Origin of the sequence: Labrenzia sp. VG12 (genome assembly GCF_002237595.1) — a bacterium.
Lineage (GTDB): Bacteria > Pseudomonadota > Alphaproteobacteria > Rhizobiales > Stappiaceae > Roseibium.
This window is the reverse complement of record NZ_CP022529.1, coordinates 4,973,675-4,991,733: the sequence shown is the minus strand read 5'-3', so window position 1 is coordinate 4,991,733 and position 18,059 is coordinate 4,973,675. Positions and strand designations below refer to the sequence as shown.

9 protein-coding genes, 1 pseudogene and 1 riboswitch are annotated in these 18,059 nt (G+C 60.8%); of the genes and pseudogenes, 5 read left to right on the top strand and 5 right to left on the bottom strand.

Annotation, left to right across the window (positions count from 1 at the left end; genetic code table 11):
• The first annotated feature begins 11 nt into the window (after positions 1-11).
• Together CHH27_RS23065 and CHH27_RS28680 are read left to right on the top strand one after the other, a co-directional pair.
• Positions 12-7,817, top strand: coding sequence for a VCBS domain-containing protein (locus tag CHH27_RS23065; RefSeq protein WP_094073675.1), 7,806 nt, complete (start codon positions 12-14; stop codon positions 7,815-7,817).
• Between the two features lie 189 nt (positions 7,818-8,006).
• Complete coding sequence (locus tag CHH27_RS28680; RefSeq protein ID WP_371681862.1) at positions 8,007-8,537, top strand: leucine zipper domain-containing protein; 531 nt, start codon at positions 8,007-8,009, stop codon at positions 8,535-8,537.
• On the opposite strand, the pseudogene CHH27_RS23055 reads toward CHH27_RS28680, so the two are convergent.
• From CHH27_RS23055 to CHH27_RS23035, 5 genes and pseudogenes are all read right to left on the bottom strand, one after another.
• Positions 8,456-8,947, bottom strand: a pseudogene (locus tag CHH27_RS23055) (energy-coupling factor ABC transporter ATP-binding protein); the annotation flags it as partial. The gene CHH27_RS28680 and the pseudogene CHH27_RS23055 overlap by 82 nt on opposite strands.
• Complete coding sequence (cbiQ, locus tag CHH27_RS23050; RefSeq protein ID WP_094073673.1) at positions 8,931-9,728, bottom strand: cobalt ECF transporter T component CbiQ; 798 nt, start codon at positions 9,726-9,728, stop codon at positions 8,931-8,933. The gene cbiQ and the pseudogene CHH27_RS23055, both read right to left, overlap by 17 nt.
• A gap of 3 nt (positions 9,729-9,731) precedes the next feature.
• The gene (locus CHH27_RS23045; protein ID WP_094073672.1) at positions 9,732-10,370 is read right to left on the bottom strand and encodes a hypothetical protein; all 639 of its coding nucleotides are present in this window, start codon (positions 10,368-10,370) and stop codon (positions 9,732-9,734) included.
• Entirely contained in the window at positions 10,367-10,993 is a 627-nt protein-coding gene (gene cbiM / locus CHH27_RS23040) for a cobalt transporter CbiM (RefSeq protein WP_094073671.1), read from the bottom strand. The genes CHH27_RS23045 and cbiM overlap by 4 nt, the downstream gene beginning before the upstream one ends.
• A 26-nt stretch (positions 10,994-11,019) precedes the next feature.
• Complete coding sequence (locus tag CHH27_RS23035) at positions 11,020-11,817, bottom strand: DUF4198 domain-containing protein (RefSeq protein WP_094073670.1); 798 nt, start codon at positions 11,815-11,817, stop codon at positions 11,020-11,022.
• Positions 11,818-11,975: 158 nt separating this feature from the next.
• Positions 11,976-12,194, bottom strand: a riboswitch (cobalamin riboswitch).
• 483 nt (positions 12,195-12,677) lie between these two features.
• On the opposite strand from CHH27_RS23035, the gene CHH27_RS23030 reads away from it, so the two are divergent.
• The 3 genes from CHH27_RS23030 (at position 12,678) to CHH27_RS23020 (ending at position 18,001) form a co-directional block, all read left to right on the top strand.
• Positions 12,678-14,573, top strand: a complete 1,896-nt coding sequence (locus tag CHH27_RS23030) for a DUF4114 domain-containing protein (RefSeq protein WP_208988338.1) — start codon at positions 12,678-12,680, stop codon at positions 14,571-14,573.
• Between the two features lie 207 nt (positions 14,574-14,780).
• The gene (locus CHH27_RS23025; protein ID WP_094073668.1) at positions 14,781-16,406 is read left to right on the top strand and encodes an HlyD family efflux transporter periplasmic adaptor subunit; all 1,626 of its coding nucleotides are present in this window, start codon (positions 14,781-14,783) and stop codon (positions 16,404-16,406) included.
• The gene (locus CHH27_RS23020; RefSeq protein ID WP_208988337.1) at positions 16,406-18,001 is read left to right on the top strand and encodes a glycosyltransferase; all 1,596 of its coding nucleotides are present in this window, start codon (positions 16,406-16,408) and stop codon (positions 17,999-18,001) included. Before CHH27_RS23025 ends, CHH27_RS23020 begins: the two co-directional genes overlap by 1 nt.
• The last annotated feature ends 58 nt before the right edge of the window (positions 18,002-18,059 follow it).

The following is an 18,059-nucleotide window of genomic DNA, read 5'->3' as shown; positions in this document are numbered from 1 at the left end:
GAGCTTGAGCAATGAGCGATCAAACAGACAAGGGCAAGCCGCGCGCTTCAGACAAGGACGTGCTTCCCGAAGAGGCCAAGGATACGAAGAGGACGCAGTCCGAGGAGGGCTTTGGCTGGTCCATCGAAGCAGAGGGGGCCGACAGTAATCCGGCATCGCCGCAAGCAGAACCGGGCGGCGCTTCACAGGATCGCGACCCGCACCCTTTCCCTGGAACGACTTCCATTCCGGACCACGGTCTGCAGGAAACCAGTGCACCACCGCAGGGTCCTCTTTCTCCGCCGGACCAGGAAGCGCCATCTGCCTCACATGGTCTGGCCGGAGCAACTGAACCCGGCCCTGCACCGGTTGCCGACATTCCAGCAAACGCAGCCACGCCCCCCGACGTCGAGCCGTTCTCCTCGGCCAGCCCTGCGGGGGCGGCAACGCGTGCCCCGGCGGGGACGCACACACCACCGCCCTCCGCGGCAGGCTCGGCGCCATCGCCGGACAGTGGCAACACGCCTCCGCCGCCAACAGGGCTCGCACCAGCACCAGTTGGCGGTCACGCCCCCTCAAACCCGACCGGTGTCACACCAACGCCGGGCGCTGGCCATACGCCTCCAACCTCAACAGGGGGACCGTCGACGCCGGGCGGAACAAAAACACCCCCAACCTCGACCATTGGCACACCGACACCGGGCGGCGGCCACACGCCGCCAGCAACAACGGCAGCCCGGATTTCCGGTCTCGACACGGATACCGCGCGCGAAGACCATCATGTGGTCGGCGGCAAACTCTCGGCCGGCGGGATGCTGACAGTTTCGGATCCCGACGCCGGCGAGGACAAGTTCCAGGCCGTCACCGGAGCTCCCGGCTCTGCCGGATATGGCAGCTTCACGGTGGCCGAAAACGGCCGGTGGACCTATTCCGCCGACAACAGCCAGGCCGTCATTCAGGCTCTGAGACCGGGAAGCAGCCTGGTCGACAGAGCCACGGTACATAGCGCGGACGGAACGGCTCACGAACTGCGTGTTGTCATCACCGGTACCAATGACACGCCGGTCCTCAGCGCTTCCACGGCCTCGGCCACCGAAGACGGCAGTTCAGTTACAGGCCAGATGTCGGCAACGGATGTGGATGCAGGGGACACGAAGGCCTTCTCCATCGGTCAACCGGTCGACGGCTTCACGATGCATGCCGATGGCTCGTGGACCTTCGATCCTTCCCACGCGGCCTATCAGCATCTGGCTGCTGGCCAGACACAGCAGGTTACCATCCCGGTGACGGTCACCGACAGCGCCGGGGCGACGGACACTGAAAACCTCGTCATCACGGTGACCGGCACCAATGATGCCCCTGTCGTAAACGGACCGGTGGATCTTGGCAGCGGCACGGAGGACAAGGCCGTCCCGATCTCGACAGCGCAGCTTCTGGCCCATGCCACCGACATCGATACCGGCGACCAGCTGTCGGTAAGCAGTCTCGCTGCGTCTCACGGGACCATTACCGGAGATGCGGCCCACGGCTTCACCTTCACGCCGGACCCGAACTACAACGGTTCGGTCATGCTGAGTTACCAGGTCACAGACGGTCATGGCGGACATGTGCCCCAGACCGCTTCCCTGACGCTCGGAGCGACACCAGATGCCGCCGTGATCAGCGGTGTCGACACTGGATCGATTACCGAGGACCGGAATGTCGGTTCGTCATCGGCGCATCCGCTCGCGGTCAGCGGGAGCTTGTCCGTGCATGATCCAGACGGTACGGCCTGGGATCATTTCCAGTACAACCGCTTCGGCGAACATGCGATCTCGGATCCCTTCGGCGGCAGTCTGCACATCGATCGGAGTGGCAACTGGGGTTACGAGGTCGACAACACCCATCCCGCCATCCAGGCGCTTGCGGCCGGACAGGAGGGACATGCGGTCTACGAGGTGCATTCAGCGGACGGTACGGCGCACCAGATCCGGATCACGATCCATGGCACAAATGACGCGCCGGTCCTGAGCGCGGCAACCGCTTCGGCCACCGAGGATGGTCAGAGCGTCAAGGGACAGATGTCGGCAACAGATGTCGACACCGGCGACACGAGGTCCTTCTCGCTTGCGCAATCAGTCGACGGCTTTTCCATGAACGCGGACGGCTCCTGGTCCTTCGATCCTTCCCACGCGGCCTATCAGCATCTGGCGGCCGGTCAGACGCAACAAGTCACCATCCCGGTGACGGTCACCGACAGCGCTGGAGCGACCGACACCGAAAACCTCGTCATAACTGTAACAGGGACTGGCGATACGGCTGTAATTGGCGGTGTGGACACCGGCAGTGTTGCCGAGTGGACTGCGGGTCAGAACATGTCGCCGGATTATGCCCAGCCGGGTATGTCGACCCTAAGTAAAGCGACACTGGGCGCGAGTGGGCACCTCTCCATCACCGACCCGGATGCCGGAGAGGCTTCGTTCGATACTCACGGCCTTGGGTTCACCTATCATGGCACCTACGGCGACCTCCTGCTTCGAGCGAATGGCGAATGGTTCTATCACGCAGATGCCGGATCCAACCGGTTCGTCGGCGGTGCTGCAACGACGCGCGGGACGACCATTGACCGTCTGGGGGAAGGCCAGAGCCTGACGGACACGATCACCGTCTATTCGAAGGACGGTACGGCCCATGACATCGTGATCACGATCCATGGCAGCAACGACCGGCCCTATTGTTCTTCCGAGGTTCAGCTGGCCGACGGCACGGAAGACGTCGCCCAGACCCTGACCTTGAAGCAACTGCTCGCCAACACGGTGGATGTGGATGCCAATGATGCGGGCAAGCTGTCAATCACCGGGCTCAAGGTCGATCACGGCTCTGTCCGGGACAACCAGGACGGCACCTTCACGTTCACACCGGAAAAGGACTACAACGGTCAGGTTCACTTCACCTATGGCGTGAAGGATGCCCATGGCGGTCTGACCCACACCGGGGCAACCACGACGCTTGCGGCGGTCGATGATGCTGCGGTGATCACGGGCACCGGCGATACTCTTAAAGAGGACAGGAATCTGCAGGGAGCGGGAAGTGGTGCGGAGGTTCATGCCACCGGGCGCTTCCATGTGATCGATCCAGATGGTGCCGTGCAGTCACACTTTGTTCCACACGATATCGGTGGACTGTTGACCGGGTCCTTTGGCGGGACCCTCCAGATCGACGAGAATGGCGGTTACTTCTACAGTCTTTTTAACACGCAGGTCGACCACCTGAAGGACGGCGAGTCGGTCCAGGATCGCTTCACGATCCAAAGCGTCGATGGCACCACGCATGAGGTGGTGTTTACCATCCAGGGAACAAGCGACGCTCCGGTCTTGTACCGGAACTACCAATTTGCATTTGAGGGGACCCAACTGGTCCAGGGCCAGATCTCGGCGGGCGACGCCGACAAGGGCGACGCACAGCATCTTTCCTATGCGACTTCGGGAACCGTCGCAGGGTTTTCGTTGCACTCTGATGGCAGCTATACGTTCGATCCTGCCAACGCCGCCTACGACCATCTTGGAAGAGGTGACGTCCAGAGGCTCCATATCCCCATCACGGTCACAGACCCCGACGGGTTGACGACCAATGGCGAACTTGAAATCAAACTGGAAGGAACAAATGACGCGCCGAGAGTGTCCGGCGCTGTAGATCTTGGCGCAACGCGTGAGGACACTGCGATCACGTTCTCAAAGGTCGCGCTGCTCGCGAACGCGACAGATGTCGACGATCACGACCACCTGCACGTCACCGGCGTCGCCGTGGACGCGCACTACGGAACGATCACCGACAACGGCGACGGCACCTACACGTTCACGCCCGCGACGAACTACTCCGGCACCGATTTGCCACTGACATTTACCGTGCAGGATCGCGCCGGCGCAACCACTACCGGCACCGCCACGCTTGATGTCACCGCTGTCAACGACCCGGCAATGATCGGCGGGGGCGATACCGGCAACGTCACAGAAGACAAGGGCGTAAAAGGCGGCAACCTGACCACAAGCGGCACCCTCACCATCTCAGATCCAGACGCGGGAGAAGCGGCTTTTCAGCCACTGACCGGCGGAGCCGGCGCGGGTACCTACGGCACCCTCACGCTGGATGCCCAAGGCCACTGGACTTACACCGCCGACAACAGCCAGTCCGCCATACAGGGTTTGAAAACCGGCGAGTCCCTGACCGATACGATCACCGTGACCGCGGTGGACGGGACAACCCACAATGTTGTCATCAGTATTGCCGGCACGGATGATGCGGCAGTCATCTCAGGACAAACCGTCGGAGACATCACAGAAGATGCGCATTCGCTGAACTCCGTCTGGGAAACCGTGAGCGGGAAGCTGACGGTGGTCGACCCAGATGGCGGTCAATCCAGCTTCACCTCCGTGAGCAAGATATCTGATCCATTTGCGACGATCGGAAACGGCCTTTGGATATCCAGTGACGGCCACTGGGATTATCAGGTCACCGATCGCGGACAGCTACAGCATCTCGCTGAGGGCGAGGCTGTCGACGTGATCTATGAAGTCGCGACGGCGGATGGAACCAAACAACGGATCACAATCACCGTTCACGGCACCAATGATGCGCCAACAGCATCATTCGGTGGGTATGCCCCCATCATAGACAGTTCCGGCCCCCTCAGCACCGATGAAGACAAGGCGATCAGCGTGCCGGTGAGCAGCCTTCTTACCTGGTTCAGCGATACGGACACACGAGACGTACTTGGGGTGGAAAACCTGCGGGCCGACCATGGCAAGGTCACGATGTCACCGGACGGCCAGAGTTTTGTTTTCACTCCGGAAGCGAACTATAATGGTAAAGTCTTCTTTGATTTTGCGGTGGTGGATCACCACGGAGGAAGAACGCCAGGCGGCGTAACCATGCCAGTTCGCGCTGTCGCGGATGCAGCGGTGATCGGCGGGGTCGATACCGGCAGTGTGACAGAGGACGTCGCGCCTGGCCCCCACACCATACTCAACACAATCTCCACGTCCGGTAACCTCACCATCTCGGATCCGGATGCGGGTGAAAGTGTTTTTGTTGCGCAGGGCGCGGTCAAGGGCGCCTACGGGACCTTCAGTGTGAATGCCGCGGGCCATTGGACATATGACGCCAACAACAACCAGTCTGCGATCCAGGGGCTGAGCCAGAATGCAGCACCGCTGACCGAAACCTTTACCGTGACCTCACGGGACGGCACGCAGCACGATGTAACAATCTCGATCCATGGCACCAACGATGCACCGGTCCTGAGTGCCTCAACCGCATCTGCAACCGAAGACGGTCAGAGCGTCACGGGACAGATGTCGGCAACGGATGTCGACCAGGGCGACACGCAACACTTCTCGATCGGCAATCCCGTGGCAGGGTTTCAGATGGACGCCCACGGAGCCTGGTCATTCGACCCGACCGATGCCGCTTATCAGCACCTGGCCAGCGGGCAGACGCAGCAGGTCACCATTCCGGTCACAGTCACAGACAGTGCCGGGGCAACGGACACCCAAAATCTCGTCATCACCGTGACCGGGACGGACGATGCGACCGTCTTCGGCGGTGTTCAAACCGGAGACGCCCATGAAGACGGCAACGACGTTCATGTTGGAGGGCACCATTATCTTCATGACGCAACGGACTGGCAGCAGATCACGGTCACAGATCCGGATGGTCCGGTCAGCCAGCTGACCGTTGAACATGGCGGCCAATCGGTGATCTGGGACATGCGTTCGAGTCTCGACATCCCGACCCCTTACGGCAAATTTCAACTCGTCGCCGCGGATGGCTCTGGCTTTCTATCGAAAGGCTATTACTGGAACTACATCGGAGACAACAACAATCCGGCGGTTCAGGCTCTGAAGGCCGGAGAGACACTTCCACCTGAGCAGCTCACACTCGTATCCCCGGATGGCGTTCGCTTCCCGCTGACCGTGACAGTGCACGGAGCCGAGGACGGTATCCGCATCGATACGCGCGGCACGCTCGACCATGTGTCGGAACACGGACCAACGACTCCGGTCAGCGTCGGCGGACAGCTTCAGGCCCATGATCCGGATGCACACGACAGCGTTTCCTGGCAGCCCACACCGACCGGTGGGGTCGCCGGGCGCATGGGGACGTTCACGGTGGATGCGTCCGGGCATTGGGAATACCACGTCGACCCTGCGAAGGCGGCAATGCTTGGCCAGGGCAAGCAGATGTTCGAGCATCTCACCATCACGGCAACCTCAACAGACGGGTCTCAGGCGTCGCAGCGCATATTGGTGGAGGTTCGCGGAACCGATCAAGCCCCAGACCTGTCTGCCTCCACAGCATCTGCAACCGAAGACGGTCACAGCATCAGCGGACACATGTCTGCAACGGATGTCGACATGGCCGACCAGAAACACTTCACGGCGCCGTCGATAGCAGGGTTTACATTAAACGGTGACGGTTCCTGGAGCTTCGATCCAACTGACGCAGCCTATCAGCATCTGGCTGACGGCGCTACACAGCTGGTCACGATCCCCGTGACCGTCACGGATAAAGCCGGGCTCTCTGATACCGAAAACCTCGTCATCACGGTGACCGGGACCAACGATGCCGCTCACATCACGGGTCCTGATAGCGCCACCGTGGTCGAGGACCGCAATCTCTCCGGAGGGTTCCTGACCGCAGGTGGAACCTTGCAGGTGACGGACACCGACAGCGGCCAGGACAGTTTCGCACCTGTTGCCGGCCAACAAGGGACTGGCGGCTACGGCAGCTTCTCGATCGATACACAAGGTCACTGGAGCTACACCGCCGACAACAGCCAGCACGCCATCCAGCAGCTTGGTCATGGCCAAAGTCTGACCGACACCTGCGTGGTGACCTCATCAGACGGCACCCGGCATACGCTTATGGTCACTATCGATGGAACCGACGAAGCGCCGGTTGTAAAGCCGAGTGTGACGGCGGTGCATGGTATGGGAACACAGCATCTTGCAGGCACACTTGCCAGTGGTGGCCTCGGCGGTTGGGCGATCAACAATGGTCACGGCGGTTCGGTGCAGTCCCTTCACGGACAATACGGCACGCTGACAATCAATCCGCAAACCGGGCATTTCGAGTATCACTACCAGCAGAACTCGGGCGTGATAAAACACGGCGGGAGTTCGGCCGCCTCCGGACAACATGTCGATACCTTCCACATCACGCAGCAAGGAACGGCGGCGGGTGATGTCGACGTGCAAGTGCAGGTCAGCGTTCAGAGCGTACACGGAAACAGCGGCCACCATGTCGATCACACGGTTTTGCAGGGCATTACCTTCACCCCGGCCCCAACAGTCCAGCATGACGCCCCCGACGAAACATGGACGGACGAGGTCACCGTCACCTTGACGGCCGATGGCGGTGTTGTGCTGCACGACCAGAGCCGGGACTTGCCGGAGCCCCAGCCCGTCGCGGCCGATCCCGAACAAGCGGACGGAAGGACCTCCGACAGCGAAATGGCAGGACCGGGAGAAACAGAAAACGGTCCAGCCAATTCAGGTCGCGACCACCTTGCCGCCTATTTCGATGCGATTGGCCATGACCCTGACGCTGCCGGGCCCTCTTCTAAACAGGCTGAGCACCTGACGGTTTATCTGGAGGCAAGCGGCGTGGATCCGGATCAGACCGGGCCTTCGCAAGACCCGCCCGATCCGGCAGTGCTCGCACTTGACGATCCGCATGAGGTCACGGGGAACAACGCTCAGGATACGCCCGAGGATGATCCGGATGGCGGACAGATTGCAGATGTGCCGGATCCTGTTGTGCAGGATCCCAATGATGACACATCTCATTTCGGATCCTGACACCACAGGTTGGCGAGAGCCCTTCACTTGGGGTGGTAAGGCAGCCGGTCTGCAACGTGAGCCGTCTCAAGAACATTGAGGTTCAACTAACCTGCAATTCTCAAATCCACTTGCGCGGGATCTGCAAAGCAACGCGAAGATGCGATTTCGCACATCGGCACACGTTGGAGCACTTCCCTGAGCACCCGAATGAACATGCATAAGAATGCCCGATTGACGCCGCTGGGTCGAGAACGTCTTGTCCGTTTGATGCAGTGCGGGCACACGCCGGAAAGCGCCCTTCGACTCGCAGGCGTGTGCCCGCGAACCGCTCAAAAATGGCTTCGCCGCTATGAACAAGAGGGCTTGCCCGGTCTTCAGGATCGATCCTCCCGGCCATCTTGCCGGCTCTCTTCCTGCATGCTCGCGAACTTGGCCCCGATGGCACCCTGGCAGTCTCTCTTTCGAAGGCTCCGGCAGCTGCGCGCCATCCCTCAGGGCCGGTTCACCAGAATGCCGTCCTCAAGGCGTTCGGCGCGCGTGCCGAGCCGTCCACGGAAATCCGCATCGTGTGACACGATGATCATGGCCTGGGGCAGGCCTTGCAGGATCTCGATCAACCGCGCCTCGTTCTTTTCATCAAGGGCGTTGGTCGGCTCGTCCAGGAGCAGGACATCCGGCGCCATCGCCAGCACCGTGGCAAGGCTCACCAGCCGCTTTTCACCACCGGAGAGCTTGTAGGTGATGCGGTCCTTCAGGACCATCAGGTCCAGATCGCGCAGAACCGTGTCGACAATCTCGGTCGCCTCGTCCCGGCTCTTGCCCAGATTGAGCGGACCGAAGGCTATGTCTTCGGCAACAGTCGGGCAGAACAGCTGATCATCCGGGTCCTGGAACACAAACCCCGCCCGGCGCCGCACGGCCTGGAAATCCGATTCCGTCCGGCACGCCTTGCCGAATGCGGTAACCGTTCCCCGGTCCGGTTTCAGCAGGCCGACCACCATGCGCAAGAGCGTGCTCTTGCCGGCACCGTTGTGACCGCTGATGGCAAGGCGTTCGCCTTCTGCAAGACGGAGGGAGGCCCCGCGCAGGACCGGGTCATGACCCGGATAGCCGAAATGCAGATCGGTCAGTTCAATAAGAGGCGCCAATCTTCCACTCCAGAACAAGCAGCGTCGCCACCGCCATCAGGACAAGACCCGCAAACCAGGCATCACGACCGGTGAACCGCATCGCGTCAAGAAGGGGGATCGTCCCGTTGAACCCGCGACATTTCATGGCCGAGAGAATGCGCTCCGACCGGTCGATGGACCGCACCAGCATCATGCCGACGAGATAGCCGATCGACTTGTAGGTGTGCAGCGAGTTGCGCAGCCAGAAGGAGCGCACCTTCATGGCGCTGCGCAGGCGCAGGTATTCCTGATGCAGAACGCTGATATAGCGCACCGTGAACATCAGAAGATGCACCAGCGTTTCCGGGGTCTTCAACCGGTGCAGCGCATGCCCGAGCGTGACCGGCTCGAGGGTGCCCACCAGCACCATCAGCATCAGGATGACGGCATTCGCCTTCAGGGCGATCTCGACCGCACGCAATAGCCCTTCCATTGAAAAGCCGAAGCCGAACACAGAGAACAGCGGTGTTCCCGGAACGGTGAAGGGCAGGAGCGCAAGCATGACCAGGATGAAACCGTCCATCGCCGCCATGCGGCGCAGGGTCGCCTTCAGCGGAAGGCGCGTTGCCAGCAGCACCGCAATGGACAGGCCGAAGCCGAGCGCCAGCACCGGCAGGCTTTTCAGGCTGACAATGACAATGGCGAAACAGATCGCGGCCAGGACGCGGCTTCTCGGATCCAGTCCGTCGAGCGTGCGGCTGGATCTGGCGCTGTCGGCGCTGATCAGGACCCTTGGTCCGAAAGAGACGAGATGCCCCATGTCCTATCCTCGTGCCAGTTTGCGCCGTGCGGCAAGATAGAAGAAAAGTCCGAACAGTCCGCAAATGTAACCAATCCCGCCCAGGATCGTCTGAAGGTCGTTCTTTTCCTTGTAAGCCGCGATCTCGCGGCGCAGGGGCGTGACCTCGCGGTGGATCATCTCGCGCAGCAATTCGCGGTTTTCCTCAAGGGCCGCCACGATCACCGGGGCCGCAGCGACGGCAATGGTCTCGTTTTCATGGACATTGCCGGCCACGCTCGCGTCGGCAACGGGAGTGCTGTTCGCCCCAGTAACGGGCTGGGGCGCCCCTGGAATGTCGGGCAGTTCCTCAAGCTCCATGCGCACTTCTGTCACGTGCCCGGAGCCGAGATTGGCCCTGAACACATGCACGACGCGCTGCGTCGGCCTGAACGAAAAGAAGCCGTCGCCGTCGGTGGTGACCTCGCCGAGCTTGTTGCCATCCCCGTCGAACACCTCAACCAGCGTATCGGTTGCCATGTCGCCGTTGGAAAAGCCGATCTCGCCCTCGATTGTCTCGCCGCTGGCAAAGACGGAGGCGATGACCTTGTGCGCCAGGGCGGGCTGTCCGGCCAAGGCGGCACAAAACAGGAGCGCTGCGCCGAGGATCTTTGCGTGTTTCATCGCGCCCCTCCAGAAGATGCTTCAAACCCGGCGAACAGCTCCGGCTTGACCTTGCGGGCCAGATAGACCGCGAAGCCCGTCAAAAGGCCCTCGATCGCCATGACCGGCATGTGGGTGACAAGGACCAGCTTGGCGGCCGGAACAAACGCCTCGCCGCTGAAGGCCAGCGAGAGGCCGACCATCCCGGTGGTCAGCACGATGGAGAGCGCTCCGCCGATGCCGCCCCAGATCGCGGCTGCCACGTCCGACCTGGACGTGAGCCCGTGGCGGCAGATGTAATAAACCGCAACCGCCGGCAGGGCGATGTTCAGCGTGTTCACGCCGAGCACCGTGACACCGCCGAAACCGAAGAACACGGCCTGCAGCAGCAACCCGACAAAAAGCGCGGGAAAGGCGGCCCAGCCGAGCACAAGCCCGGCCAGGCCATTCAGGATCAGGTGGACGCTGGACGGACCGATCGGCACATGGATGAGCGAGGCCACGAAGAAGGTCGCGCTGAGAACACCCGCCGCCGGGATCTTCTCCATGGGCAGCCTGCGCAGCCCGACAGCGACACCGCCCACGGCCAGGACCGACCCGGCAAGGACGACTTCGGTCGACAAGGCGCCGTCGACAATATGCATCGGCTCTCCCTCCGTCCGGTTCCGTCCTATTCGACGTCGTAGGCGCGGACCCAGATGACCGCATCCTGGCTGAGTTCCTTGCCCGCATGTTCCTTTTGAGGGCCGGCACCAAGTGCTGCGAACCCCCAGAAACCGGCCTTCGGGATGCCGAAGGTAAAGTAGCCGTTTGCATCGGAGATCGCGACGACGGCGCCGCCGGGCATCGGAGAGGCCTTCGCTTCGGTCGGCTTGTTCGCGGCCATGTCCGGTTCGGCCGCCATGTATTCGATTTCGATCTCGGCTCCGGCAACCGGCTTGCCTTCGGCCAGAACGCGGCCGGTGAAGGTCGAACCGGCAACGATGTTGGTCGGGCGGTTCAGCGGCAGGATTTCGGTCGCAAGCCCCTGTGGCTCCATCCAGTCGGTCGGAATCTCGTTCCGGTTCACGTAGGACTTGGTGATCTGCTGGATGTAGATGTCTTCGCTCTCTTCGTAATAGGGAGCCGGCTCGACGACGAGCACATAGTCGCCGCTGCGTTTCACCGGCAGGATCGCGTCAAAGGCCGCCGCCTCGTTCTGGCGCCCGGTGAAGGTGATCGGCTTGAGCGTGTCTTTCAGGTCGTATCGCTCACCGCGATGCACGGCATAAAATTCGAGCGGGCTCTCCATGTCCATGACATGGCCGTTTTCAAACGGATGCCAGAAGATGAGTTTCAGCGGCAGGTCGCCGGCCTTTTCCAGGTTGACCTCCGGCGTATAGGCCAGAAGAAAATGGGCCTGGGCCGCGAGGGGATTTAGCAAGGTTGCTGCGCAAAGGGCTCCAAGGCCGAACTTGCGAAGTGACATGTGACGTCTCTCTCAATGGGCCACCGGCAGGTGCCGGTCCGGTCGACTGAAAGGACGGTCGGGGACGGAAGCGGGAAGCGTTTGAGGAGTGAACCTGGCGCTTGACCGCGTGACGCTCACCCCGGCGTCCGGTTGCGGTGTCAGGGCACTGCTCCTGGCAGGCCGTGACGATCAGCGGCAGGTCTCCTGGCTCGCGGGTCTATGCCTGAACCGGCCTTCCCGGCGCTTGCAGCACCAGTGGCATAGTCGGTTCCGGCTCTCCGCCTACAGTTGCGGGGGCAGCCACGGTTTTGGTCCCTACTGGGTACGCCTCACCGTGTTCCCTTTTAATCCCAAGGCCAGTCCTGGCCTCGAGAACCGATAACGCTGCTAATTGGACCCGTTTGGTCTCGCTTGTCAATCGCCCGGGTGGTCAGATACCGGCGCCAACCGACGCAAATCCGCTCGCCTGTGCCACACCCTGCCGATGGAACAGCGGACAGGTTCCGAAAAAACGCGTCCTGACCTTCCTTCTCAAAATGCAATCGCGGCCCAGCTCACAAACCGGGACCGCCCGTGCAAGGGTCCTGTTTCGCCGCGTCGAGTGCGGGCCTTTCCGGCAACAAACAGTCCCGGCCACATCCCTGATTGCGGGTGCGCATGACCCGTCCCTGCGTGCCCGATTTCGACAACCTGTCCTGTTTGCAAAACGGAAAAGCATTTGCGTTTTCAAAAAGACACGGCACATCAAAGAGCAAGACCTCGATTCAAGCTATTGAATTTGTTACTTTAATTTTTCCCCTTGTATCAACGCATCATGGCGTCCGCCTTGCAACGCTCCGGCTGGATTGCGCAATCGCGCATCAGCAAGGGAGTATAAAATGGCAAGTTTGCCCGCAACACGTCCCGTGATCGGGACGAATGAAGATAACGTGCTGAATGGCACGAGACACTCAGACGTCATGTCCGGCCGCTTCGGCGATGACCTGATGATGGGCTACAACGGAAACGACGAGGTCTGGGGTGGTACCGGCGACGATACGCTCTATGGCAACAATGGTGATGACACCCTTTATGGGTCCGGTGGTCCGAACCTGGTGCAGATAACCTCTGTCGCCATTGCCGACGATCATCCGGTCTCCGTTGTCTTTGAAGGCGAAACCGCCGGGTATCGAAATACGTTCGGGTATTACAAGGTCGCCGAGGACGGCACGATCACCGACGTGAAATTCATCTGGGAGAACGCCTCGCTGCAGGGCAGCGGCGGAAGCCTCATTCAGGGTCAGTCCCGCGAATTTCTCGACGTTCAGTCCGGAGACCAGATCGCATTCTTCATCATTTCCAACGGCTACAGCCGCAATAGCGGCTATGCCGGGCTCGACCTGGAAAACGGAACCCTGGAGTTTCAGGAGGCTGACGGAACTGTCGCAACCCTGAACAGCACCGCCCCGCGCCTTTATCACATTGCGCCGGATGGAACGCGAACCATGATCCAGACAGATCCCTACCACACGTCCGCCTATGGCGACACGGTCGGGCTCAACCCGGATGGCATCCTGCACACGACCGGCGTTCTGAAAACCGATGCCGGTACAATCACGCTCGGCTTCGAGGACCTGTTCAACGGCGGCGACCGGGATTTCGACGACAGCGTCTTCACCGTTGACATCGGCATCGCCAACGCGCTGCTGCTGAATGCCCATTATCAGCAGCAGACCGGCGGTACCGATCCGGCTCCCGGGCCGGGCAACGACACGCCGGTGATCATCCGAAGCGATAATGACATTCTTTACGGAGGAGACGGCGCGGATGAACTGCATGGCCGGTCCGGCAATGACCAGCTCTATGGTGGCAACGGTCATGACGACCTTCACGGCGGCAGTGACAACGATGCCCTTTATGGCGGGTCGGGCTCGGACAAGCTCTACGGCAATTCCGGAGACGATACGCTTTATGGCGGCCAGCAGGGTGACACGCTCAACGGCAACAACGGCGATGATGTCCTCTACGGCGAAAGCGGTGACGACACGCTGAACGGTGGCACCGGCAACGACACCCTGGATGGCGGCCTGGATGACGACACGCTGATCGGAGGATCCGGCGACGACATCCTTATCGGCGGTTACGGCGAAGATGTGCTGAAGGGCGGCGCCGGCAACGACCAGCTGCGCGGTGGGCATCAGAATGACCAGCTTTATGGCGGCCATGATGACGACACCTTCTTTGGTGACGCCGGCAACGACATGATGCATGGCGGCCGGGGCAACGACACGGTCGACTACACCGACTTCGATGTCGACCTGTCGATCTCACTGCACAACAAGCGGGCGCATGGACAGGAAATCGGAACCGATACGCTGAAATTCATCGACAACATCAAGTCCGGTGGCGGCGATGACATCCTGAAGGGATCGAAAGGTGTCAATGTCATTGACGGCGGTGCCGGTAACGATCAGATCCGAAGCCTGCAGGGCGCCGACACGCTCACTGGAGGCGATGGAAACGACACGTTCGTTTTCCGCAGCTACGACCTGTCGGGGACCGATGTCATTACCGATTTCGAGATCGGGATCGACCTGCTCGACTTCAGCCAACTGGCCGGACCACTGGATGACGAGAGCTTTCTCGATCGTCTCCTGGCGGTTGCCGATGGAGATGACACCACACTGTCGGTCGATCTCAATGGCAACGGTTCCTACAAGGAAGTCTGCACGCTGAACGATGTCGGCTCCCAGAGCATCACGTCGCTCAACGACAGCAACTGCTTCCTCTTCTGAACCTTAGACCGGGTTCGCGTTTTGAAAATGCGAACCCGGTCTCTCTTTCTCCACCCGCACGCGTTTTGCATTTTCGAAAACTTCAACCGGCCTCAAAACGTCTTTCTTGCTTCCCATTTTGCAAAGTCCCGTTTCAGGCTCGAATAAAAATTCTTTAAATTCAATTACTTATTTCAATTTCCGCCAACCAGTTTCTTTCTCTTCAGTGTGGCCCAGGCCTTGCAGCACGTCGGCGTCGACACTTTTTTGGAAAGCGCGCCGGTGGATATCATTCACGAAAGACCCAGCCAGAGGCTGCACTACAGAGTAACAGCGCCCATGCGCGTTACGCTGGACGGTGCGACCTTCGACGCTGTCGACTGGGGTCTTGGCGGCTGCCGTCTCAGGATGCCGGGAAATGACCTTCCCGAAAAAGGGTCGGAACACACGCTGTTCTGCACGCTCCCCTTCCAGGGTTTCAACATCACGCTAAAAGCCGAGGCATCGGTTGTCAGATGCGACACGAGTGGCGACATAGCCTTCCGCTTTACGCAGCTCGGTGAACGCGAAAACGCGTTGATGCAGCATTTCATCGAGGATCTGGTCCGGGGCAAGATGACTGATGTGGCCGACACGATCGTGCGCATCGACACACCGGTAACCCCGGTGCCGACCAAACCCGACCCCAATCCGGTTGATGTGGTGCCGGTCCGGCGCTGGCCGATCAAGCAGATCGTGATGACGCTGTTCTATTTTGCCCTTGGTGCCCTCGTGTTCGGCTATGTCGGCGTCTACATTTTCGCCACCCTGTTCCGGCTGGAAGTGCCGTCGGCCGTGGTGACCGCGGAACGGATTACACTCACTGCCCCTGTCACTGGAATGGTGACGAACACCAGCGTTCGCCCCGGGGACACTGTCCGCGCCGGTGAGGTGATCGCGACACTGGAAGATACCGGCATCGAGGCGGACCTGCGCCGGGCGCAGGCCGTGCTAGCCTCGACGATTGCCGAGCTCGCCGAAACCGAGACCCTGCTGGTTGAGGAAAAGCGCAAGGCCGAAGGCTATGCGCTGGTGGCCCGCAACAATGTCCGCCAGGCGGAATCCCAGCTCGTCGGCATGGAACTGGCCAAGGAAAACGCGCTCTTGAAGGTCGAGCGGATGCGCGACCTTTCCGCGAAAGGCCTGGTTCGTGCGGACGATGTGGAGGCTGCGGAACTCGAACTGGAATCCGTCCTCTCCGACCTGGAACGCAAGAAGATCCACATTGAGGAGCTGAAGGAACTGATTGCCGGAGGCGACAGCATTCGTCTTTTCACCGGCAACGCCTTCGCCGGGCGGCTTGCGGAAATGGACGCGCGGGTGGCTCGCCTGCGGGCGGAAAAGGCGCACCAGGAAACAGTGGCCGCCAGTCTGCAGGCCAAGTCTACGACCAGGACGGTGACCGCGCCGGTTTCCGGGCGGTTGATCGAAACCACACAGGTTGCGGGCGCTGCCATCAAGCAGGGTGAGCCGCTTTATATTCTCGAAGAAGTCGGTGCTGAAACGGTGCAGGCCTTCCTGACCCAGGAAGAAGTGCTGCAGGTGCGGGCCGGCACCCCCGCCCGGCTATATCTTCCGGCAGAGGGACGCTGGATCGAAGCCGAAGTCAGCGCCATCGACCGGACAGCCGGTTTTGTCGACGAAGTGTCCGAGACCTACCGCTTCCGGGCGCCCGATGCCCGGTCGGCCAAGGTTGAGCTGACACCCGTGGGTGAAGCCCTGCCGCTGAGCGGCACACCGGTCGTGGTCTATTTCGAACGCCACCGGAACAACCTTGTCTGGCGCACGACCCAGCAGCTTCTGGAGGCCTTCTGATGGAGCCGACAGGCAAACCGCTCACCTATGATGTCGATGAAATCACGCATCAGCCAAAAGGCTGGGCGAAATGGACACCCTTTGCGCTGTTCCAGATCACCCTCTATTTCGGCGTCTGTTTCATCGGTCTGACCACCTTCGAAAACGTCTTTTACAGCCCGGCCACGCGGGAGATCACCTTCGTGATCGGGATCCTGGGGATCTGGCGCTACGGCTGGTGGTTCACCCATGCCGTGCGCGCGTGGATCTACGGCAGGTTCGTCTACCCCTCCATGCGCGATGCCGGCAAGAAGGTCTGGGAGGATGGCTGGCGCCCCCGGCATCTCCACTTCATGATGACCACCTACAAGGAACATCGCGACATCACGGAGAAGGTCATTCGCTCGATCTGCCGGGAAATCCGCGATGCCGGCGTGCCCGGCACGATCTGGCTCGGGTCAGGCGACCGCTATGACGAAGATCTGATTTCCAATCTGCTGATCCGTGAATGGTCGGATCTCGACGTGACGCTGCATGTCGTGCGCCAGAACCAGCCCGGCAAGCGCCTTGCCATCGGTCTCGTGCTGCGGGCGATGAGCCGGGGAGAGGTCGAGGATGACGACCTGATCATCTTCATGGACGGCGACTTCATTCTCGCAAAAAACGCCGTGGGGGCCTGTCTGCCGCTGTTCAAGCTTTACCCGGATCTGCAGGCCTGCACGACGGACGAGGAAGTCCTGTGCATCGGTCCGCGCTGGATCGCCAACTGGCTGACCATGCGCTTTGCCCAGCGCCGCCTGGCCATGCAGTCCCATTCGCTTTCCGGCCGCGTGCTGACGCTGACGGGCCGCATGTCCGTGTTTCGGGCCAATCACCTGACCAAGCTGAAGTTCATCCGTCTACTGGAGGCCGATCATCTGGAGCACTGGCTCTGGGGCAAGTTCCGGTTCCTGTCCGGAGACGACAAGAGCACCTGGTACTACATGCTGCAATCCGGCTGCCGCATGCTCTATGTGCCGGATGCCATGGGCTACACGGTCGAGGTGATCGAAGGCTCCGGCATGGATCGGATGGTGCAGAATTTCCGTCGCTGGTCGGGCAACATGCTGCGCAACGGTTCACGCGCGCTGGCACTCGGTCCGGGACGTATGCCGTTCTTCATCTGGTGGTGCCTTCTGGATCAGCGCGTTTCCATGTGGACCATGCTGGTCAGTCCGGTGCTGGCGGTCTCCACCTCGGTGCTGTTCGATCCCTATTACGTGTTCGGCTATGTCGTCTTCATCTGCATCACGCGCATGTTGCTGTCGCTGTTCCTCTATCAATATGCGCGCAAGGTCGATCTCAGCTATCCGTTCATTCTCTATTTCAACCAGCTCATCAACGCTTCGGTGAAGGTCTATTGCATCTTCCGCCTGTCCAAGCAGCGCTGGTCGAATCGCGGTGACCAGCGTGCCGGTGAAGGCGACGGTTTGATCGCCACGCTTCAGAACTGGATGGCCAGCTATCTGACGCTGCTCTACGTGACCATGCTGTTTCTGGGCGTCTGCCTGATGGCCGGTCTGATCGAGCCGCCCAGCGCACGTCTGGTTTCACATGTGCTCGGACTGTCCGCCTGAGCCGCAGCGCCATCTTCCCATTTTGCAAAACCGAAATTCCGAATTCTGGAAACGGGCA